Below are 20,421 nucleotides of genomic sequence, written 5' to 3' on the forward strand. Positions count from 1 at the left end.
TTAATTTTCCCCTTCAAAAAAGTTTTTTATGTATTCCGCTTGTTGTTCTAAGAGATCAGAAGCACGTTCATAGTCATCATCATCCCATTCTTCTCTTTTGTAACCAATAGAATTTTTTAAGAAAGTATTAAAATAAGTTGCTAACATTCCTCCATTATTTGGTATATTCTTAGGAATCCAAGCATATTTTCCAGAAAATATTGGGAGACTTTCTAATTCTGTCCCTTTAATGTTTACATTCGCTTTTATTAAAATTTCTGGAACAATAACTTGTTTTATATTTATATCAGTAAATTTTTTTCTCCTATTGAAAATAATATCTGGTCTCTTCAACTCACTAGATTCGGAATTACTTTCATTAATTATATCAGAAGCTTTAGCTGGAGTAATATTTAGAAGTTTTGAAAGTTCTAAAATTTTGGTTTTTCTCTCTTGCGCCTCCTCATTTGCTTTTCTGATATATTCAGTTTCCATATAAAAGGAATGTTCTAATTTACCTTGACCTTGTTCATCAACTTTACCAAAATCTACATTAAGGATATTGCCTTCACGTCCGGAATCTCTATCTTCTGAATCAACAATATCACTATCGTTTAGCTCTTTTATAAAATTACTTTCTTGAAGCTGTGACTTGTAATAGTCCCATAATTCATCTAAAAATAAAAGTTTATGAGCAACAACACTTCCGATATTATCTTCTGGTTTATTAACTTCTTCTTGAGGAATAGACCGCAAAATTCTTCCAATAAATTGTTCATAAGGTAATGCACTTTTAAACACCTTGAATATAGCCGCCACAGATAAATATTTATGATCGTATCCTTCTCCCATCATTGAAACATTTACAATAACATCAACACGATGATTTTCTATATCTAGGAATATTTTTTCTTTTTCCGATGAGGAAAGCTCATTATAAATTGCTACTGCTTTCATACCTTCTTCAGAATACATAGATGCAATCTTCTTTGCTTCATTAATATTAGTAGCGGCAGCAATTATTTTATGAGGAACACTTGAATTCTCTCTCTTCTGATTTAAAATTTCTATACTTTTCTTTACAACACTAAGTTTACATTCATCTGAAAAACAAACTGATCTAGCTATCCAGTCTTCATCTTTCAAATCAAGGTCAATTATTTCTTGATAAGTATAGTGATTACTCAAATCATTATCCATAGTAAAATATAATTGTTCGGGTAGGTAGTTAAATTTCTCTAGTGACTTAACATAGCCTTTACTCATGGCTTGACTAAGTTTATATTTATAAATAAGCTCCCCTACAAGTGGCTTATTATCAGATCGGTATGCCGTTGCGGTCAATTTTATTACTTTAGCATTCGAAAAATGTTCTAAATTTTCAAGCCAAGTTTTCGCTTCAGAATGATGAGCTTCATCAATAATAATCATATCAAAAAAATCTGAATCATATTGATTCAATAGCGCCATTTCATTACGAGATTGTAATTTTTGAATATTCGCAATCACAATATCTGCTTTCTCTAAATGCTCTCTCCTAGAACTTCTACCTTCATATTTAACTACAACAGGCAAATGATTTGGATTAGTAATAATTCCAGCTTCCGTCCAAAAATTATGTGAATCACCACTATTTAAACTACTCTCCAATGAATCTAATATTGTTAATTGGGGAGCTATGATTAAAACTCGACCATTGGAAATATTGAAGGGTAGCATTGATATTAAACCAGTTTTACCACTTCCAGTGGGAAGTATAATAATAGCATGTTGTTTAGTTTTAGATTTTTTAATGAAATGATCATAAGCTTCAACATATGCTTCTATTTGTGGCTCTCTCAATAATGGATTTTCTACAATATTTGTTTCAGTTTTAATGAAATATTCTTTTCCCAAAAGACTCACATCCTAATCACTAGTATTTTGATATGATTTTACCATTTTTCTATATTTTTAACAACAACAAATTGAAATAGAATCTTAAAAAATTATTAATTATTTTTTATTGAACGTGATAAATTCTTTTTCAAACTCTGCTTCATCAGCTAAGACAGTATCAATGGCTTCATTCAAAGTACATTCTTCTGTTTCTTTGGTTAAGAAAACAGTTTGTAAAGCAAAAAAATCATCTTCATTGTAAGGTGACTTTTCACTTATTGAATAACCCCCACTTATTAAGCGTTCCATAGCTGTTTTGACAGTTTTTGACGGTTGACCCAACTTGCGAGATAAAGAAGTAATCGTGTAAGTTTTATCATCCAAAACTCCACTTTCTGCTCGTTCCTGTTCAACGTTAGAAATTGGTGGAGCTTCAAGCTGAACTTCTGTAGTATCAGCTAAAACTGGTAATTTTGAAAGTTCCTCATGAAAATCATAGCCTTTATCAAATGGCACAGACGGACTATAAAATTCACGTGCAAGTTCACCATTATTAGCGACATAACCACGACCAATTTTACCCTTGATGTATTTGAAAACTTTTTTCTCATTTTCATCTCCAAAGACCATACGATAACCTGAACCAGTCAAACGACCAACCGCCAACCGTTTCATAAAGTTATCACGTAAAGCTGATTTGAGATATTCAGCGTCTGGACGTTGCATGGCAAGAATTAAGAAAACGCCTGACTGACGACCCTTTAGAACAATTTGAGTTAAAATTTGAATTACTTCATCAAATTCTCTAAAATCTAAACTAGAAATAAAAGCAGCCCATTCATCAAAAAGTACAAATTCAGGTGTCAAACCATAATCAGAATACCGTTTTCCTGCCTTATAATCAGGGTGATTTGTCATATAATCATAGCGTTCGTCCATAAATTGCATTTTTGAACGTAAACACTCAATCATAGACTCTTTATCAAAGAACACACGATTTTCAAAAACTGGAACATCTCTCATTCCAACAAAATCAGACCTTTTAGGGTCACATATATCAACATGTCCTACTTTAGCAAGGGCTGATAAAATTGACATCAAAAGAACGGTTTTCCCGCCCCCAGTACCACCTGCAATAAGCAGATGTGGGTCAGCTTCATAATTCCAGTAAACCCCATTCATTAATTTTAAACCTAGCTTTTTATCGACTATGACATCATTAACTGAAATACGATTACGTTCTCCGTCAATTGCAAAAACATACTCAACAAATGCTTTTTTAGAAAGAATTTTACTTTCATTAATAAAATTTTGTTCTTGATAATCCGCAAAAAAAGTTGTTTCTAAACCGTCAGCTAAATCAAGAAATTTTTCTTGATGAACTCCACCGTCAATCGGAAAATAAGTATGAAGTTCATAAGTATTAGGTTGCTTCAGATAAATAGGTGCTAGCTTTAACTTTTCATGACTTCCTTTTTCATCTTTAACCGTTTCTTTTTCAACTAAACCATGCTTCACAACATAGTTCAGCAACAATCTTTTATAATTGTTTTTTGAAAAGAAAAGAAACTTGTGATAAAGCAAAATCAATAAACCAAAAGCCACCGAAAATGCAATGAGCAAAATACCTACAGCATAAATTGCTAGCACTTTTGGTGGCAAAGTTTCAAATTTTTTATAAAAGAGCCCTACAGGACTAGCAACAAGTAAACCAGTAATCAATACAAAAAATTCACGGTCATACTTATCTCTAAGCTTTAAACGAGAGCCTTTATTTATTGTACGTTTTGCCATTTATCATTTTTTCGGTTCATTGTTTTTAGCTTCAGGCTTTGGACTTTGTTCAGGTTTTGAATTAGATTTACCCACTTTTTCAATCCCTTCAGCATTCCATTTTTCACCTGAAAAGTAATTCGTTCGGAATTGACCGTTTCCAGTAGGTACGATTTCTTTATCAGACCAAAAATTAATTGAGCGATTCGTCAATTTAATTTCATCTTCATATTCAAGCCCTGAAAAATCAGCTTCAGCAGGCATTTTTACAACAATTTGCTTGTCTTGTGCGTCAGAATAAATATTGACCTCATAATAATCAACTTTATCCGTTGGATAACGTTTAATTTCACCAGTTTCTTCATTTGGTTCTCCGTCCTCAAAGACCATTACTGATTCAGCATGCAAGAACAAAACTTTACCTAATGCTTTGTCAAAATCACCGATTTCTTCAGTCAACTTGTTTTCTTTTTCAAAAACTTTACTTAATTTTAACGACATTTAATTTCCCCCTATAATTACGCTAATTTGAGCGCTTCAGCATAAACAACATATTCTTGTGAATATTTGCCCTTTGGCGTGCGATTACGAACATAAGCAACCGTGACATCTGTCAAAACAACTTCTTGGCGGCGAGTAGGTTTAGCCCCTTTACCATTTGGTACACGCAGTTCAAAACCTTGAGGTTGTAACGGACTTGTAGCTCGATATTTTGTATAACCTGATTCAGTAGATGTTTTTGCGACTGGTTCAATGGTCTTATCGACAGTAACTTTTGAACCTAAGAGTTTCGTTGCATTAATTGGAATTTTAATCATATTTCCACCTTTCTTTATTAGTTTAATGACATCTCGGTCAATTAATGCGAACGCAGGGACTTGAACCCCATTCAACCGTGTAACTTCGTTCGCTAAAAGAAAAAACCACCCTCATTTAAGAAAGTGATTTTTTATATCTAATTTTATTTTTTAAACTTCAACCGTATCAAGACCATAACCAATACTATGGTCAAACCCTAAATTAATTACTTCAGCAGAATTTACTATAGAATCTACATAACTTTGAGCTTCAGCAACCGTATCACACATTTTTGTATATTTTCGTACACCATCTACAGATACCCAACCTAAATATTTTGTAGTATGTGTTGGTTGACCTGAGTTCCCCCCCCATTAGAACCATTATTATTTGTATTAGAACCATTCCCACCTGTGTTTGAATTAGAATTAGAATTATTTTGTCCACTATTACCTTGACCTTGATTACTTGAACCTGAAATAGTATTGTTTTGAGAAGTATTTGAACTACCTTGTGAATAGTTATTTTGACTTCCTCCACCGTAAGAATTAGAACCACTAGCAACATCATTATTTACTGTGCTATGTGAATCAGCACCTGTATTAGAATTGTTACTATTATTAGTTGAATTTGATTCTTGTTTATTAGTGTCAGCAGTTTTTGCTTTTGAATCACTCGCACTCTTAGATTATTGTGCCTTTGTAGCGTCATCAGCTTGTTTCTTAGAAGTCGCAAGTTGTTTATTCAAGCTATCTTTCAAACCTTTTGAATAAGAGCTTGTGAGCTTAGATATTGCTTGTTGAGCCGTTTTATATTTATTTTGATTCATAGCATCTTTTTGATAGTTACTAATGGCTGTCTTTGCTTCATTTTCTGACTTCACACGATTTTTAATACCAACTACTTGATTATCAAACGCTTTTTTTACTTCAGCATTTTTAACTTTAAGAATTGAATCTTCAGCTAGTTTAATATTTTTGTCAGTAGGAGTTTTTTCAGCAATATCAAGTAATTTCTTACTGTCTGCTTCATTAGATTTTTCAAGCTGTTTTACTTTTTCGGCTCTAGCCTTACAAAGTTTAATTTTTTTATTTTTTAAAGCTTCAATTTTTCTTTCTTTTGCTTGATGATTAGCATTAGCGACTACTCCAGTAGTAACACCACCGATTAAAACAATCGTAACTGCTCCACCGATAATTTGCTGTTTTTTAGTCCAATTCAAAGGGTTTAAATTCTTATTCATAAATACATTCCTATCTTTACTCTAATTTAAGTTTATTATATCACAAACCATTTGGTTTATTAAAGTTAATTAACATTGTTTCTTGATTCACTTTTTTTAGTAACATATTTATTACGCTGTGAATTCTTTTCTATATTCTTCTAAAGCATATTTTACTTTAGTTCCTTCAGGGTCACCAGTCAACTCAATATTTTCTAAAACATCTAATAAAAATTCATCTCCATTCATAAGGTGACTGATTCCAAGCATATACATTGGAGAAACTTTGAAGAAATTAGCAAACTTTACTATAGTTTCATTACTAGGTGTCCTTGCTCCTCTTTCGTAGCGATTATAATTTGAGCGCACAAGCCCTAAAGCATCACTTACTTCTTTTTGTGTTAAATTGTGACTGTGTCTTAAATGAATCAAACGTTCTGAAAAACTTTCCATAAAAAACTCCATTCTTTTTATAAGGGAACAACTGGAATCGAACCAATATCACCACTTATAAAAGTGGTTACTCTAGCCTATTAAGCTATATTCCCATAAAAAAATCTATCCTCAAATTAAGTCTGACAGATAGTATCAACACATCTGATAGATACTTATTTCATAAGATAGATTTTTACTAAAACCATTATTTTTCTAAAATAAAAAACTGCCATTTCGGACAGTTTAAACGACTAGTTTTTTGTCATTTCGGACGATTTTTTAAAATTTATATTTTCAATAATTTGTTATTGTCTTTACGCAGGCAGTAACCTTTTAGACCAGAACCCTCTTCCTCTCGCTTTGGTCTTGATTTATATAGCGCCCTTACTCAAAATCCTCCTGCTCTGCGGTATGTATCTTCCCCCTCAGGCACGCTTGTTATTTCAAAGTTTGTTTTAAGCTTTGTGCTTGCATTGAAAATCTCCTTCTGAAATGCTATAATAATAATTGCTACGTTATTTATATAACATTTCTGTGGGAGTTGCCAAAGCGCGCTTCCGCTTATTTTTCTTGTAGTTTTTAACGTTCTACGTTAACTACATATATGATTTTAACCTATTACGTTAAAAATGTCAACTATTAAATGCATTTTTTTCGATTTTTTTTGGAGATGATACAAATATGTTCTACGAACGCTTGAAATTGCTTGCTAAAGAAAAGAAAAAATCTTTCAATGAAATTGAATCTGAACTAGGATATTCAAAAAATTCTATGTATCACTATAAAAAAGTTAAACCAAGTAGTGATAAATTATCTAAATTAGCCGAATATTTTGGCGTAAGCTCTGATTATCTTTTGGGCAATACAGATTTAAGAGAACCCAAAAAAGAACCAGTTGACCTTGAAGAATTAACTTCTGATGACGGTATCAACTGGGACGAATGGCTTTCTTTTGGCGGTAAACCAATTTCTGAACATGATAAAAATAAAATCAAGGAAATTTTTGGAGATCGCTTGAAAGATTAATTTATGAATAAAGATGAACTTATTGAACTAATCTTACTTAATATAGAAAGATTAGGAATTGTCATGGCACCGACAAAATTAGAACAGTTTGCTATTATAAACTGTGAAAAATTTATTGGAGTTTATGACCCTTCAAGCGTGACCCCTTTTATTCTTGCTCATGAATTGATACATGCCAAGTATGGTGATAAACTGCGCCATTGCGATAATGATATTTTAAGTTGTGAAGAAAAGAGAGCAAATAAAGAAGCAATTATTCTTTTGTGGGAAATATACAAAGAACAAGGTGGTAATGCATCTTATTTTTCAAATTTTATTGAAATAGCTGGTTGCCCTTTTGAAGAATCTATCACTATTCTAAGAGAAATAGAAATGAATGATGAAAATATTGAAGAGATTACTCCATGTTTTGAAGGAAATCTAAGAGAATGTGCTATTCATTATATTTCTGGCTTTGATGTATTAAATTCAATCAAAGTATATGATTTTCTTGAATTATATAATTTATCTTATGATTTATATGATGAAGCAGTTAAAGAATTTCAGCAACTTTTAGACCAACAAAATTTAGCCTATTAAAAAAACTTGTAAGATTTCCTACAAGTTTTTTATTTATAATAAATATATGAACTATTTTCATTTCCGATTCTTTGAACCATTTTCACTTCCACTCGAGCAGGTTTAAAATAATCTTTTGTATCTCTCATACCAGATATTAAGTATCTTTCTAAGTCCCTCGCTTCATACTCATTATCAAAATCTCTTTCTTCATAATCAAAATAATTTGTTGCATATCTAATTACTCGCCACTTTATTTTAGAATATTTTTGTTCAAATTCAATTTTTTTGTTTTTTTGAAGTTCATCTTTAGTTGTTGAATCTGAATTATTACTCCTTATAGGTATAATATTATCTGATTTTGGGTCATAATTTTCAAGCCCCCCCATTACCATTAAAATAAAAACAGCTACAATCACTAGTAAAACTACTATAAATACCCGAATTGCTAGTTGATTATTTAGCCATGACTTGATACCCGATAGAATAGCTTAAAGTCTCTGGTTCCAGTGATTTAGCTGATTTTAACAATAAAGAATACGCTAAAAGTATCATCTCTAATTTCAATTGAAAACCTTGAGGCGAACGACTTTTACAACGCTCAGCTCCTAGATTTGTAAAAAAAGAGAAAACTCGCTCATCACTTTTCTACGTTTTGAAAAATTAGGGAACAGGGTGGTTGATAGAGAAACCCTGACACTTGCTAAAGCAAATCCTCATGAAAATCTGGGGAATCACAAGAAAATCAATAAGTTTTAAATAGACCAATTTGACTTTGGTAAGAATAGGTGTTACTATTAAGAGGTAGGTTTTGTCTCGAGTTTAAATGTTTTAGGAATGCACTTTTTCGCAAAATGGGATTTACAGATGATGCGAAAGGATGTATTACATGAATAAAGGAACAATAAATTGGTTTAACGCTGACAAAGGCTATGGTTTTATTATGGCAGATGATATGCAAGATGTGTTTGCTTATCTCTTATCTATTCAGGGAAATGATTTTAAAAAATACGATGAAGGTCAAAAGGTTACTTTTGATATCAAAATGACGTCTCGTGGTCGTTATGCTTCAAACGTACATAAAAGATAAATGAGTTAAAGCATGGGGTGTCCTTTGCTTTTTTATTTATTGTTATTGCAAAAACGAATTAAAATGTTATACTAAGTGAGGGAAAGATTAGTTGCTTTCCCTACAGTTCATAAAATCCATGTCATTACGATATGGATTTTATTAATGGAGAGTAGTTTGACATTGACTATAATTAGTGTTATTATGAAGAAGTAAATTTTGTCATGAGTAAAATGTTTTATAGATTCACTTTTCGCAAAATGAGATTTACAATTTTGTCGAAAGGAAATAAATATTATGGCAAATGGAACAGTAAAATGGTTTAACGCAGATAAAGGATTTGGCTTTATCACTTCAGAAGAAGGCAAAGATTTGTTCGCTCACTTCTCAGCAATCCAATCTGATGGATTCAAAACACTTGATGAAGGTCAAAAAGTTGAATTTGATGTTGAAGAAGGTCAACGTGGACCTCAAGCAGTTAATATCACAAAAGCATAATTGTATCTGAAAATCGTGCAAAAGCTGGAGTCATGACTTCAGTTTTTTTATATTCAGTTGCAATGATGAGAGAGTATGAATACTTAGCCAGCAAGAGGAAACTCACACTTCCCATGCATAAATTAGGGCCACTCTAATATAGAGTGGTTTTTTTAATGTTTATTAATTAAAATTAATATTTAAAACATACAAATTAATAATACCATATACCCGAATTGCTAGTTAATTATCAAGTCATGGCTAAATAATCAACTAGCAATTCGGGTTTATTAATATATCTATAAATTGTTGTTCTAGAAACTCCTCAAGAATCCGCAATCGATTTAATTGGTGTTCCACTTTCTACCAATGTCTTAAGAAGCTTTACGTCTTTATTCCTCCATTGATACTATTGTACCATAACCTGAAAGCACTTATATAAATGAACATAGAATAAATTACGGGTTAATGAACAAGAAATGTAAATGATCTTGAGAGTTTTTATAACAAAAGAAGAGTGTCCAGAAAATGACCATTTTCTGAACACTAAAATATCAAAGAACATTGGGCTAAGAAGATGTATCTCATTTTGTGTCTAAATATTTGACATTAGTCCAAGCAAAAAAGCCATTATAAAATGACTTTTTCTTTTAAATCAATCCTTTAGCTTTCAAATATCTTTCTGCTACTTTCGCAGCATCTTCTTGTTTGACATTAACATCATAATTCATCTCAATCATCTCTTGGTCAGTAATTTTTCCTGACAGTTTATTGAGAATCTTTTTGAGTTCAGGATATTTTTTTAATAAACTTTCTTTCATCAATGGTGCTGCTTGGTAAGGTGGGAAAAGATTTTTATCATCTTTCAGGACAGTCAGATTATATTGCTTGATTTGACTATCAGTAGAATAAACCTCAGCGACATTCACAGCACCAGAATTTAGTGCTTTATAAATTAAACTATTTTGCATGGTTTTGACATTTAAATCAAGACCATAAAGCTTTCTCAAACCAATATTTCCATCTGAACGATTAGCAAACTCAACGTCAAAGCCTGCAGTTAAACCTGAAACATTCGCTAAATCAGAAATTTTGGTGAGCTGATGCTCTTTAGCAAAATCAGATTTGACGGCAATTGCATATGTATCTTGAAATTTCATTGGGGACAGATATGTAAATTGATTAAGTTTTTTTATTCCTTCTTCTGCCTTTTGCCAAACGACATTAGGATCAGTTGAACTCACTGGATCTTTCAAAAATGTTGAAGTAATGGTTCCTGTGAATTCAGGATATAAATCAATTTTTCCAGCTTTCAAAGCATTATATAAGAAAGTGGTATCACCAAAATTAGATTTTAAGTTCACGCGAATATTACTATCTTTTTCAATCATTAGTTTATACATGTTAATCAAAACATCAGGTTCTGCTCCCAATTTACCAGCAATTGTAATTTGTGGATGATTAGAAGTTTGAGGTCGATAATAAGAGCCTCCAAGAACGAGTAAGCCAATGAAAAAACTGATGAGAATTGTTTTTATCTTGGCTTTTTCTAAAAATTTTACAAGACTACTGAAAATAATCGCTAAAAGTGCTGATGAAATTGCTCCAATTAAAATCAATGAAACATCATTCATATTGATTCCGAGCAGAATAAAGTTCCCTAAGCCTCCAGCACCAATCAAAGCAGCTAGTGTTGCGGTACCAATGACCATAACTGTACTCGTCCGAATTCCTGCCATGATAAAGGGCATCGCTAATGAGAGCTCAAATTTCATCAATCGTTCTCTTCGATTCATCCCAAATGCTGTTGCAGCTTCGATTAAAGAAGGTTCAATTTGCTCTAAACCAGTATAAGTAGTTTGAACAATAGGGAAAATCGCATAAACAACAAGAGCGACGATTGCTGGTAAACTTCCGATTCCGATGAATGGAATCAAGAGTCCTAGCAGTGCCAAACTAGGTATAGTTTGAAAAATTCCGGTGACTTGCAAAACTGGTTCAGCAATTTTGGGAAGACGTCGTAACAATAAAGCTAAAGGAATCGAAATCAGAATTGCAATAAAAATTGAAATTAATGAAATCTGGATATGTTCTAAAAGCGCCTGCCAAAATTGGCCTTGCTGGCTTTGAAAAGTTGAAATTAGCTGATTCATTTGTCACCTCCTGCGATATAGCATATAATATCATCTGAGGAAATTGACTTGCCCTTGTATTTTAAAACTTCCTTATCAGAAAGACGATTAATTATTTCCGAAATAGCTGTATTATCAGCGACTTCTTGCGCTTCTGGATTTACTGACAGCTCTGTCAGTAATAAATTTTCAACAGAAACCGTTGATAAATTCTGACGGTATTCTTTAAAAAATGTTTTAACGAAATCATTTGCCGGATGTTGATAGATATCTGCTGGTTCAGAAATTTGTTGGATTAATCCATCATTCATTACAGCGACTCTGTCAGCTAAATAGAGTGCTTCATCTAAGTCATGTGTCACAAAGACCACTGTTAAATTCATTTTTTTCTGTAAGTCTTTGATAAATATTTGTAACTGACGTCGTGAAATTGGGTCAAGTGCTGAAAAAGGTTCATCCATTAAGACAATTTTGGGATTTGCGGCAATGGCCCGTAAAATTCCTACCCTCTGTTGCTCACCCCCTGATAATTCACTAGGTTGGCGTTGAGCGTAATCTTTAGGATTCAAACCAACTAAATCAAGTAGCTCATTGGTTCTATCAGCAATTTTTGCTTTATCCCACCCCTTCATTTCAGGAATTAAAGCAATATTTTCTGAGACAGTCAAATTAGGAAAGAGAGCGATTTGCTGCAGCACATAGCCCACAGATAAGCGCAATTTTCGTAAATTTGCCGTTGATATTTCTTCATTATTGATTAATATTTTTCCCTCACTGTGAGTGACTAATTGATTAATCATTTTTAAAGTGGTCGTTTTCCCACTTCCACTCGGCCCCACTAACACAAAAAACTCTTGGTCTTTAATTGTAAAATTAGCATGATCAAGAATTTTTTTGTTAGCAAAAGCCTTGGACACATTCTGGAATTCAATCATGAATGTCCTCATTTCTATCAATAAAATTTACTGACAGATTGAAAATAAAGTCTGTCAGTAAAAAATTTATTCTGCCGTAACTTATTGTTTCTACTATTATAATGTCGGTAGTAATTTATTTTCTGTCAGTAAAAATATTCTAAGTCACTAGCCACTGTTGGATAAGTGAAAATCATTTTTTCAACATCCGCCAAAATCATTTTTTGTTGAATTAAAATATTAATTAAATTAATCACTTCATCAGCCACTGAACTTACCGTTGATGCCCCCTTTTAACCATAAAACACAGATAACAATAATAACCTCCACCAATAAAATTGGTAAGCATTTTCTATTTTTTATGAACATTTTACTTCAAAAATTTAATCGAAAAATATTGATATTAAAACAAGAAAATTAAGATATTTCTATTTTATTTTATCCGATTATCACTATCTTCTTAGCCTCGTGACTTCATGACGTTCTATTTTCCTATAACTGGAGGGCAAAAAAGTTCTAAGTTCATCCTCATTATATCCCACTAGTAAATACGAATCATTAAAAAGTATTGGCATCTCTAATAGATTTGGGGCCTTTTTTATTATTTTCAAAATTTCTGTTAACTTAAAGTTTGAATGAGAGATTTTGAATTTTTGATAATTTTGACCAGGAATGGACAGAACATCATCTAACCCTCTTTCGGTAAGAGACAGTATTTTGTAAAAATCTACAGTCTCTAGTTGATCTATGTGATGTTCTTCAAATTCTAAGTGATGGCTCTTCAGCCATTTTATTGCTTTGCGTGAAGAAGAGTGGGAGGTTGTTGTATAAACTTGAATCATTTATTTCCCTTTCAATTCTAAATATTTGACATTAGTCCACTTTTGGGGGATAGTACCTTTTTATTCCTGTTTTTATTATTTATAGTAGCAAATTAATTCATTTTTCTTATTTTGCTGTAAAACTTGTCATCATTCCATTATCCTCATGGTTTAGAATATGACAATGTACCATCCAGACTCCTGGTTCATCAAACTTGATGGCGATATCTGTTTTTATTCCTTGATCCATAGGATAAGTATCATACCATGTTGTATCGTTTGTTGGATGACCGTTCTTTGAAATAATCTGAAAATGTGCTCCATGAATATGCATAGGGTGTGACATTCCAGCCATTTTATCAGCATTTTCAAATTGAACTTTATAAACTTGCCCCACTTTCACATTAAAGGTTCCTGTATCTGGGAATACCTCACCATTAATCATTTCTTTCATTTTCATTCCTGACGTATTCATCTCCATTTCTTCGGTCAGTCTCATACTAATATCAGGAGATTTATCTAAGACATATTTTGCTAAATTATCTGTTTTTAGAGGAACGAATGGAGATATTGCCTTAGTTTTGTTGTTACCTTTGTATTTTATTTTTACCTTAGCATTTCCATCCTTGATTGTGTAAGTTTTATTATCTTTTCCTATAAGCGCAACCTCAACATCTAAACGTTGTCCAGGTGCTATCTTGAAATTCCGTACTTCATAGGGTTCTTCTAAGTTATAACCATCCTTCGCAATAACTCTAACCTTGAAAGGAAATTTAACCGTTTTAAAATTATTGGCAGAGGCATTAACAAATCGCAACTTCCCAATTTGTCCTCCTCCAAGTTCAAGGTTTGGAGCTACTTTCTTACCATTTATCGTATCACTAATTGAATCACTTTCACTCATATCCATATCGTCCATATTCATTCCAGACATCTTGGAGTTCTGATCATTGTTTTCTAGTGTATCTCCTAGCATCATAATTTCATCTAGATCATAACTTTTATCTGCCTCTGTTCGTACAATTACAGGAGCATACATCCCTTTCGTTACCTGATTTTCCACTGGTCGATAATGAGAGTGAACCCAGAAAGTCCCAGACTCTTTTGGTGTGAATTTAAATGTATTTTTCTCTTTTTTCTTTAATGTAATATCTGGGCCGTCTTGATTATTAGGGATACTCAGACCATGCCAATGAATATTGGTGGTTGTACTGCTGTTATTTGAAACCTTTATTGTTGCTTCTTTTCCCTTATCAAGTACGATAGGCACACCAGCTAGATAGCTGTTCTTTGATCCATCAGTATACTGGTAATGTGTTTCTTTCTTTCCTGCAATTTCTGAGATAGTAGAAATTATATTAACCTTCACATTTGTAGAACTTTTTTTTGAGGTTATATTATAGGAATCGTCTTTTAATTGCTGCTGATTATCAATAGAGCTACTTCCCGACGAACAAGAAGCAAGTAATGATGTAGTTGCTAGAACAAAAACTCCCATATAAACTTTTTTCTTTAATTTCATCTTTTCTCCCTTAATTTCATTTTTTTGTTCAACGTAAACTAAAATAGGTTTTATCATTCTTGATGGAAATATTACATTAATCTTTACACCAATATTATGGAGGAAGGGAACGTTTAACTTAAGCGGAAAATTTGTCCAACTAATGCTAATAGGTATATAAATTTTATTGAATTATAAAACTAGAAGCACTTCTTTTTTTATCATTTTATAATCTAAAGTCTTCCTAATTTGGAAGTAAGAAAACTACATTTTGAGGACTTAAATTTTTACGTACATTTCCCCAAGGGAATGTACCACCATATCCTGCTTCTTGTACATCAAAGGTACCATCAGGGTGAACTGCCGTAACAACTGCAACGTGACCATAAGGAGAACTACCACTAGTTGTTGAGGTGCCATAGCCAGTGAATTGATCAGTGAATCCTGAGGCAATTACACCAGGTGCTAACGAAGTACGACGAAGGACTCCTTGACTGACTCCATTGGTTCCCCAAAAACCACCATTCCCATTTACAATGTTTGCAATATAAATTCCTTTTGCTGCAAAATATTGCCAAACAAAATCTGTACAACCTCCTCCGGCATATGGATTATAACCTGGGGTTCCTGTTTTAGGTGGAGTTATTGAGTCATTTCCGCTCGAATTATTTGTAATGGATGTATTTGAATCACTCGAAGCTTTACTGCCAGCAACAGTATTTGAGGAGTTATATGAATCGTTTGAAGGAGTATTTTCAGATGCTTCACTTGAGGTGGTAGTTGAACTATTTGAAGGTTTGCCACCAGAAGGTGTCGTTGAAGTACTGCTAGCTTTATTATTTGAAGTTCCCTTAGTACTATCATTTAAAAAACGCGTTTGATTCTTATAAGTTTCTTCTGCAACTGCCTGAATTTCCGCAATCTTTTTGGCTTTTTCTGCTTCTTTCTTTGCAACTGCTTCTGCGGCCGCTCTTTGTTTAATTAGACTAGCTTTCTTATCTTGAGCCGTTTCAATTATTGCTTGGTAATTTAAAGTTGCAACCCTAAGATTTGCTTGTTGTGTGCTCAAATCATTAGCTTGGGCATCAAGATTCTTTTTAAGATTTTCATATTGATTATAATTTTGTTTAACCGTATCAGATGTTTTATTAAGAGCTTTCTGCTCCTTAATTTGCTCATCAATCATTTGTTTATTAGCGCTTGATACAGTAGCAATTGCAGTAATTCTCTGAATGGCTTCCGTTAATGATTTTGAGTTAATCACTGCGTTGAGAGAACTATTTGATGTATTGTTGAGCTGAGCACTACGAGCTTGAGCTTCAAGGGCATCTGTACGCTCAGCTATACTTTGAGATAGTTTTTCTATCTGTTCATTAAGAGCTCTCGCCTGATTCTTAGCATCCTCAATTTTTTTCTTAGTATTTTCCTGTTGTTTTAATAAATTATCTACTTTTAACTGGATGGTATCAACTTGAGATTGTGCTTTATCTTTTTCTGATTGAGCGCTTGCAATAGTCGCTTCCTGTTTAGCAATATCAGTAGTTGTATCTGCGATAACCTCAAAAATAGGAGACAGTGCAGACAAAGTAACTGTTGACATTACTAGACTAGAAATAATTTTTTTCTTCATATTAGTTTTTATCATTCCTTTGTTTCTAAAGAAACCTTATATTTTTAAATTCAATTTCTTACTAAACTATTCCTTTAAAGTAAAGAGCTTGAATATGGAGAAACGTTTGAACTCCGTTGATATTGATTTTGTATTCTTTCACTTTTCTCCTTATCTAGAATTATTCCGCATTTTAGCAGGGAGAAACCTATACTGATTGCTTGTCCAAAATATTTTGTATAGGCTTCTTGCTACTAAAAGTAGCTTGCTTAGTAGATATGTCTCTTCAAATCTTCTAATTCTCTTGACATTTTTTCATTCTGAGATTTTAACTCTTCAATCTCAGCTTGATGAAATTCATTTGCTTCATGATTAGAACTTGATTCAGAATGTTTACCATGCATTCCCCTCATCATAAAGAGCATCATGAGAGGACAAACTAAAATAAAAGCATAGGGAGCGATAGAGGTTATGAATTGTATCATTTTTTTATTCTCCTTTAGATAAATTATAGAATTCGATATTTCTTATTTTAAAGCGTCTGTAAAAAATAAGATAGGTTCCGATTAACACAAAAATAAGCGACAAAACTTGAGAAACTCGAAGCATTCCAAACATCAAACTATCTGTTCGCATTCCTTCTATAATTAATCGAAGAGAACCATACCAAATAAGGTAAAAACCAAAAACTTCTCCTCTGAGTATGCTTTTTAGGCGATGACGTAAAAAAATAACGAGTATAAAACCGATTAGAGTTCCTAAGCTTTCAAAAAGAAATGTAGGAATTCGATAACTGCCATCAATATACATCTGTTTTTGAATAAACGAAGGCAGCCAATCAAGATTTTCAACCGCTTTTCCATAGGCTTCTTGATTTACAAAATTCCCCCATCTACCGATGGACTGACCCAGAAAAACTGCAGGTACAGCTACATCAAGAATATCCATTGGATTGACCATACGATAATAGCTAAAGATAAAAAGAACGATTGATCCTGCAATTAAGCTTCCATAAATTGCACCTCCTCCGTCCCAAAGAGCGATAATTTCATTGGGATATTTGCTATAGTAACTCCAGTTAAAGATGACATAATAGAGTCTAGCTCCAACTAAACCTGAAGGCACAGCCCAAATAACAAAGTCAATTATATCTTCGCCTGTTAGATGACGATAAGGCGCTTCCTTATAAGCTAACCAGACACCAATACCTGCACCTCCAACAATAAGAACCGCATACCATCTAATCATTAAAGGGCCGAGTTCAAAAGCAATTTTATTTATTGTCAATGATATCACTATTTATTCCTCTTACTTCTCAAATAAAATGTGCCAATGAACCACAATAGAGGAGTTGTTGACGTTATTATCACTCTCATGCTTCATTGGCAAATTTTATTTTAATGAGATTATTATATCTAACGAATTTGCAGAACTTGTGCAGAAAATAAAAAAACACTGAAAATAAATTAGTGTTTTAACTATATGGGAGTTCAATAATGAATGTAGTCCCTTGATTTTGGATACTCTCTACAATTATTTTTCCATTATGTTTCTTGACAATGTCCTGAACAATTGCTAAACCTAATCCAACTCCGCCAGTTGTCCGAGTTCTCGACTTATCTACACGATAAAATCGTTCAAAAATGTATGGAAGATCTTGCTCAGGAATTCCCTCTCCTTTATCCGAAATAACGATTTTAAAATTTTCTTTTTCTGGAATAAAAGCAAGTTTAATATCAGATCCCTCAGCAGAATATTTGTAAGCATTCATCAAAAGATTGACCAATACTTGTTCTATACGCATGAAATCAATATTTGCATAAAAGTTTCCTTCTCCAGAGATTAAAAAGTTAATTCTCTTTTCACTAAATACTCCTGAAACTTTACTGACCACCTCATTAATAAGCTCTTGAATTAAAACCTGATGTTTTTCAACTTTAAATCCATTTTCCTCCAATTGTGCAAGATTCATTAAATCTTCCATGAGTTGCGTAAGATGTCGGCTTTCTTCTCGGATGATGCGTAGATATTGAGTTTTATCCTCTAGACTTGTTGTAGAGCGATTAGCAATATCCGCATAACCTTTAATAAAGGTTAATGGTGTTCTCAGTTCATGGGCCACAGAGGAAAGAAACTCATTACGCTCTCTTTTCATAAAGTCAAGTTTTTCTGCTAAATCTTCAATCGATTTTGCTAGTTCTCCTAACTCATCCTCTGTGTTTACATTTAATTGAATTGATAGATCTCCCTGTGCAATTTTATCTGTCCCTAGTTTAATTTTTAGAAGAGGTCGTGTCACTGTACGGGTGATATAGAAGATGGAAAATGCTGTTACAATTAAAGTAATCACCGCTAAAACTGCAAAAATTCCTGTGAAATTGAAAACCATCTTCTGAATCGGTCTCGTTGATAAAAACATATAAACAGATCCTACGATCTTTCCATTACTTTGAATGCGCGATTTTGAGACAATGTATTTATCTCCTAACCAATGAAAGTGGAGAGACTCTTTCTTGTTCTTTTTTTCATTTTGAAGCGCAGAAATATGTTTCTTCATTTGACTATTTATTGTTTGAGATGATCTTAATGTTTTCCCATAAGGGTCTTGGACTACAATAGCTGTTTGGCTGCTTCCTTCTTCCATCAGTACTACATGTTCTATCGTTTCAGCACTAAAATCTCCAGAAAGAACCAAAGCATGATTCTGTCCCTGAGCTACGACTGAATCAACTTCCTCACGTACCCATGTATTAACAATGAGAAGATAGAGACTAATAAATAGACCTAACTCAATTGCTACTACTACTGCCAAAAAAGACCCGCCTATTTTAACAGAAATTTTTCTTTTTCGTTTTTCCTTTATTTTTGCCATTTATAGCCTACTCCATAAACTGTAAGCAGAAAACTATCTACATCAAAACTTTCTTTACGCATTTTTTCACGTAAATTTCTTATATGAGAGTCCACTGTACGATTATCAACATCCGCAGTCAGTCCCCAAATGTGTTCGATTATTTGTTCTCTACTAAAGACATGATTTTGATGCGTCAAAAACATGTCCAATAAGTTGAATTCAATTGGTGTAACTTCCAGCAATTTTTGATTAATCCAAATTTGAAACCTTTCTTTATCCAAGGATAAGTTTTTAAAATCAATTTTATCAGAAAGGCTTGTTCGTCTTAAAATAGCTTCAATTCGAGCCAATAAAATTGTTTCATCAAAAGGTTTGGTGATATAGTCATCGGCTCCATTTTTTAACCCGAAGGAAACATCTGTATTTTGTCCTCTAGCAGTAAGCATTATAATAGGGATCTCACTAAATTCTCTTATATTTTTGCAGACAGTCCAGCCATCTAAATCAGGCATCATCACATCAAGTAAGATTAAATCAAAATTCCCTTTAGCAACTCGTTTAATCGCTTGAACACCTGAAATTTCCTTTTCACAGTGGTAAATATCTCCTTCTAGATATAACCCTAGCAGGTCTAGCATCCGTTGTTCATCATCTACCAATAAAATATTTTTCATTATTTCAATCGCCTTTCACATTCTATTATACATATTTTAAATAAAAATGCTCAGCCAATATTTATAGATTTTAAAAAATTTAGCTTTATACGAATAACTCAATCCTTATCATGCATTAGCTACTGCTACTACAAATATTTTTTATCTAAAGGAGTTTCAGCAGGAATTTCTACCCTCCTCTATCAACAAATATCTAAGCTATTTGTTGTTTTAACAGTTTGATGAGCCATTTTCACATAATCCTCACAAAATTTACAAGACATTCTCACAATTTGATATATTATTTCATTATATTTTATTTCTTAAGTTTAGTTTTTCACCCTTATTGATACCATGTGTCATATTTCTGGTGGAACACTCTCTTGTTTTTCATGCAGTATACCCCCTTCACCTTCTTATAATTTTTATTTTCTAGTTTTATCAAATCGCAGCACCATTGCGTAGTCGCATAGGCTATCGACAAATTCATTAATTCACTATAGCTAAAAGATTAATAACCATTTCAAAAATTGGCTAGAAAGCATCTGATACAACATAAAGCACATGGTGATACAATCTATTCCAAACACAAAATAGAAAAATCTATTGTAACTAAGTGAATAATATGTCCAATTCAAAAACCAGAAGATGCCTTACGATAAAAGTTTTTAATTATAACAAAAGTTAAAATGTAGACCATACTAAAATGGCTTAATGGATGG

20 protein-coding genes, 1 tRNA gene and 4 pseudogenes are annotated in these 20,421 nt (G+C 32.7%); 5 read left to right on the plus strand and 20 right to left on the minus strand.

The features are described from left to right. The 7 genes from MHB61_RS08175 to MHB61_RS08205 form a co-directional block, all read right to left on the minus strand. Window positions 1–1,875, minus strand: a complete 1,875-nt coding sequence (locus tag MHB61_RS08175; protein ID WP_170959158.1) for a DEAD/DEAH box helicase — start codon at window positions 1,873–1,875, stop codon at window positions 1–3. Window positions 1,876–1,974: 99 nt separating this feature from the next. Continuing rightward, a complete protein-coding gene (locus MHB61_RS08180; protein ID WP_137016440.1) occupies window positions 1,975–3,651 on the minus strand; it encodes an FtsK/SpoIIIE domain-containing protein in 1,677 nt (558 codons plus the stop codon). A 3-nt stretch (window positions 3,652–3,654) separates the two neighbouring features. Further along, window positions 3,655–4,131, minus strand: coding sequence for a DUF961 family protein (locus MHB61_RS08185; RefSeq protein ID WP_127093598.1), 477 nt, complete (start codon window positions 4,129–4,131; stop codon window positions 3,655–3,657). A gap of 17 nt (window positions 4,132–4,148) precedes the next feature. Further along, window positions 4,149–4,448, minus strand: a complete 300-nt coding sequence (locus MHB61_RS08190) for a hypothetical protein (RefSeq protein WP_014570437.1) — start codon at window positions 4,446–4,448, stop codon at window positions 4,149–4,151. A 668-nt stretch (window positions 4,449–5,116) separates the two neighbouring features. After that, window positions 5,117–5,671: a hypothetical protein gene (locus tag MHB61_RS08195; RefSeq protein ID WP_021214782.1), complete on the minus strand. Its 555-nt coding sequence runs from the start codon at window positions 5,669–5,671 to the stop codon at window positions 5,117–5,119. Window positions 5,672–5,782: 111 nt separating this feature from the next. Beyond that, the gene (locus tag MHB61_RS08200; protein ID WP_021214781.1) at window positions 5,783–6,103 is read right to left on the minus strand and encodes a helix-turn-helix domain-containing protein; all 321 of its coding nucleotides are present in this window, start codon (window positions 6,101–6,103) and stop codon (window positions 5,783–5,785) included. 22 nt (window positions 6,104–6,125) lie between these two features. After that, window positions 6,126–6,198, minus strand: a tRNA-OTHER gene (locus tag MHB61_RS08205). A gap of 568 nt (window positions 6,199–6,766) precedes the next feature. On the opposite strand from MHB61_RS08205, the gene MHB61_RS08210 reads away from it, so the two are divergent. Further along, on the plus strand, window positions 6,767–7,111 hold the full coding sequence (locus MHB61_RS08210) for an XRE family transcriptional regulator (RefSeq protein ID WP_017371264.1): 345 nt from the start codon (window positions 6,767–6,769) through the stop codon (window positions 7,109–7,111). 3 nt (window positions 7,112–7,114) lie between these two features. Next, window positions 7,115–7,690, plus strand: a complete 576-nt coding sequence (locus tag MHB61_RS08215; protein ID WP_021214780.1) for a hypothetical protein — start codon at window positions 7,115–7,117, stop codon at window positions 7,688–7,690. Between the two features lie 29 nt (window positions 7,691–7,719). Here MHB61_RS08215 and MHB61_RS08220 read toward each other — a convergent pair whose 3' ends face one another. Then, the gene (locus tag MHB61_RS08220) at window positions 7,720–8,088 is read right to left on the minus strand and encodes a hypothetical protein (protein ID WP_021214779.1); all 369 of its coding nucleotides are present in this window, start codon (window positions 8,086–8,088) and stop codon (window positions 7,720–7,722) included. Between the two features lie 37 nt (window positions 8,089–8,125). Further along, window positions 8,126–8,340 (minus strand): annotated as a pseudogene (locus MHB61_RS08225) (transposase); the annotation flags it as partial. Between the two features lies 1 nt (window position 8,341). Here MHB61_RS08225 and MHB61_RS08230 point away from each other — a divergent pair. From MHB61_RS08230 to MHB61_RS08240, 3 genes and pseudogenes are all read left to right on the plus strand, one after another. Next, window positions 8,342–8,428, plus strand: a pseudogene (locus tag MHB61_RS08230) (bacteriocin); the annotation flags it as partial. A 130-nt stretch (window positions 8,429–8,558) separates the two neighbouring features. Next, on the plus strand, window positions 8,559–8,759 hold the full coding sequence (locus MHB61_RS08235; RefSeq protein ID WP_003132324.1) for a cold-shock protein: 201 nt from the start codon (window positions 8,559–8,561) through the stop codon (window positions 8,757–8,759). 276 nt (window positions 8,760–9,035) lie between these two features. Further along, complete coding sequence (locus MHB61_RS08240) at window positions 9,036–9,236, plus strand: cold-shock protein (protein WP_011669084.1); 201 nt, start codon at window positions 9,036–9,038, stop codon at window positions 9,234–9,236. A 304-nt stretch (window positions 9,237–9,540) separates the two neighbouring features. Here the strand turns inward: MHB61_RS08240 and MHB61_RS08245 are convergent. The 11 genes and pseudogenes from MHB61_RS08245 to MHB61_RS08295 form a co-directional block, all read right to left on the minus strand. Further along, a pseudogene (locus MHB61_RS08245) lies at window positions 9,541–9,609 on the minus strand (recombinase family protein); the annotation flags it as partial. Window positions 9,610–9,865: 256 nt separating this feature from the next. Then, entirely contained in the window at window positions 9,866–11,368 is a 1,503-nt protein-coding gene (locus MHB61_RS08250; RefSeq protein ID WP_137016023.1) for an ABC transporter permease/substrate-binding protein, read from the minus strand. Further along, window positions 11,365–12,282, minus strand: coding sequence for an ABC transporter ATP-binding protein (locus tag MHB61_RS08255; protein ID WP_029343664.1), 918 nt, complete (start codon window positions 12,280–12,282; stop codon window positions 11,365–11,367). The genes MHB61_RS08250 and MHB61_RS08255 overlap by 4 nt, the downstream gene beginning before the upstream one ends. A gap of 125 nt (window positions 12,283–12,407) precedes the next feature. Continuing rightward, window positions 12,408–12,551 (minus strand): annotated as a pseudogene (locus MHB61_RS08260) (dihydrolipoyl dehydrogenase family protein); the annotation flags it as partial. Window positions 12,552–12,713: 162 nt separating this feature from the next. Next, window positions 12,714–13,103 (minus strand): ArsC/Spx/MgsR family protein, encoded by a 390-nt coding sequence (locus MHB61_RS08265; protein ID WP_032944472.1) that lies wholly within the window; start codon window positions 13,101–13,103, stop codon window positions 12,714–12,716. A 106-nt stretch (window positions 13,104–13,209) separates the two neighbouring features. Beyond that, window positions 13,210–14,661 carry a multicopper oxidase family protein gene (locus tag MHB61_RS08270; RefSeq protein ID WP_340817524.1) on the minus strand — a complete coding sequence of 484 codons (1,452 nt, stop codon included), beginning with the start codon at window positions 14,659–14,661 and terminating at the stop codon, window positions 13,210–13,212. A gap of 166 nt (window positions 14,662–14,827) precedes the next feature. Next, a complete protein-coding gene (locus tag MHB61_RS08275; RefSeq protein ID WP_023189925.1) occupies window positions 14,828–16,213 on the minus strand; it encodes a coiled-coil domain-containing protein in 1,386 nt (461 codons plus the stop codon). Window positions 16,214–16,461: 248 nt separating this feature from the next. Next, a complete protein-coding gene (locus tag MHB61_RS08280) occupies window positions 16,462–16,677 on the minus strand; it encodes a DUF2933 domain-containing protein (RefSeq protein WP_023189924.1) in 216 nt (71 codons plus the stop codon). A 4-nt stretch (window positions 16,678–16,681) separates the two neighbouring features. After that, the gene (lgt, locus tag MHB61_RS08285) at window positions 16,682–17,488 is read right to left on the minus strand and encodes a prolipoprotein diacylglyceryl transferase (RefSeq protein WP_023189923.1); all 807 of its coding nucleotides are present in this window, start codon (window positions 17,486–17,488) and stop codon (window positions 16,682–16,684) included. Window positions 17,489–17,666: 178 nt separating this feature from the next. After that, window positions 17,667–19,064 carry a sensor histidine kinase gene (locus tag MHB61_RS08290; protein WP_137016670.1) on the minus strand — a complete coding sequence of 466 codons (1,398 nt, stop codon included), beginning with the start codon at window positions 19,062–19,064 and terminating at the stop codon, window positions 17,667–17,669. Continuing rightward, window positions 19,052–19,720, minus strand: a complete 669-nt coding sequence (locus tag MHB61_RS08295; RefSeq protein WP_017865329.1) for a response regulator transcription factor — start codon at window positions 19,718–19,720, stop codon at window positions 19,052–19,054. Before MHB61_RS08295 ends, MHB61_RS08290 begins: the two co-directional genes overlap by 13 nt. Window positions 19,721–20,421: the final 701 nt, after the last annotated feature.

It is taken from the genome of Lactococcus sp. FSL K6-0773 (genome assembly GCF_038006485.1).
Taxonomy (GTDB): domain Bacteria; phylum Bacillota; class Bacilli; order Lactobacillales; family Streptococcaceae; genus Lactococcus; species Lactococcus lactis.

Excerpts from the sequence above, each read along its gene's own strand:
- MHB61_RS08180 (WP_137016440.1), bottom strand. The coding sequence starts at position 3,651 with ATGGCAAAACGTACAATAAATAAAGGCTCTCGTTTAAAGCTTAGAGAT.
- MHB61_RS08185 (WP_127093598.1), bottom strand. The coding sequence starts at position 4,131 with ATGTCGTTAAAATTAAGTAAAGTTTTTGAAAAAGAAAACAAGTTGACT.
- MHB61_RS08190 (WP_014570437.1), bottom strand. The coding sequence starts at position 4,448 with ATGATTAAAATTCCAATTAATGCAACGAAACTCTTAGGTTCAAAAGTT.
- MHB61_RS08195 (WP_021214782.1), bottom strand. The coding sequence starts at position 5,671 with ATGAATAAGAATTTAAACCCTTTGAATTGGACTAAAAAACAGCAAATT.
- MHB61_RS08200 (WP_021214781.1), bottom strand. The coding sequence starts at position 6,103 with ATGGAAAGTTTTTCAGAACGTTTGATTCATTTAAGACACAGTCACAAT.
- MHB61_RS08210 (WP_017371264.1), top strand. The coding sequence starts at position 6,767 with ATGTTCTACGAACGCTTGAAATTGCTTGCTAAAGAAAAGAAAAAATCT.
- MHB61_RS08215 (WP_021214780.1), top strand. The coding sequence starts at position 7,115 with ATGAATAAAGATGAACTTATTGAACTAATCTTACTTAATATAGAAAGA.
- MHB61_RS08235 (WP_003132324.1), top strand. The coding sequence starts at position 8,559 with ATGAATAAAGGAACAATAAATTGGTTTAACGCTGACAAAGGCTATGGT.
- MHB61_RS08240 (WP_011669084.1), top strand. The coding sequence starts at position 9,036 with ATGGCAAATGGAACAGTAAAATGGTTTAACGCAGATAAAGGATTTGGC.
- MHB61_RS08250 (WP_137016023.1), bottom strand. The coding sequence starts at position 11,368 with ATGAATCAGCTAATTTCAACTTTTCAAAGCCAGCAAGGCCAATTTTGG.
- MHB61_RS08255 (WP_029343664.1), bottom strand. The coding sequence starts at position 12,282 with ATGATTGAATTCCAGAATGTGTCCAAGGCTTTTGCTAACAAAAAAATT.
- MHB61_RS08265 (WP_032944472.1), bottom strand. The coding sequence starts at position 13,103 with ATGATTCAAGTTTATACAACAACCTCCCACTCTTCTTCACGCAAAGCA.
- MHB61_RS08270 (WP_340817524.1), bottom strand. The coding sequence starts at position 14,661 with ATGATAAAACCTATTTTAGTTTACGTTGAACAAAAAAATGAAATTAAG.
- MHB61_RS08275 (WP_023189925.1), bottom strand. The coding sequence starts at position 16,213 with ATGAAGAAAAAAATTATTTCTAGTCTAGTAATGTCAACAGTTACTTTG.
- MHB61_RS08280 (WP_023189924.1), bottom strand. The coding sequence starts at position 16,677 with ATGATACAATTCATAACCTCTATCGCTCCCTATGCTTTTATTTTAGTT.
- MHB61_RS08290 (WP_137016670.1), bottom strand. The coding sequence starts at position 19,064 with ATGGCAAAAATAAAGGAAAAACGAAAAAGAAAAATTTCTGTTAAAATA.
- MHB61_RS08295 (WP_017865329.1), bottom strand. The coding sequence starts at position 19,720 with ATGAAAAATATTTTATTGGTAGATGATGAACAACGGATGCTAGACCTG.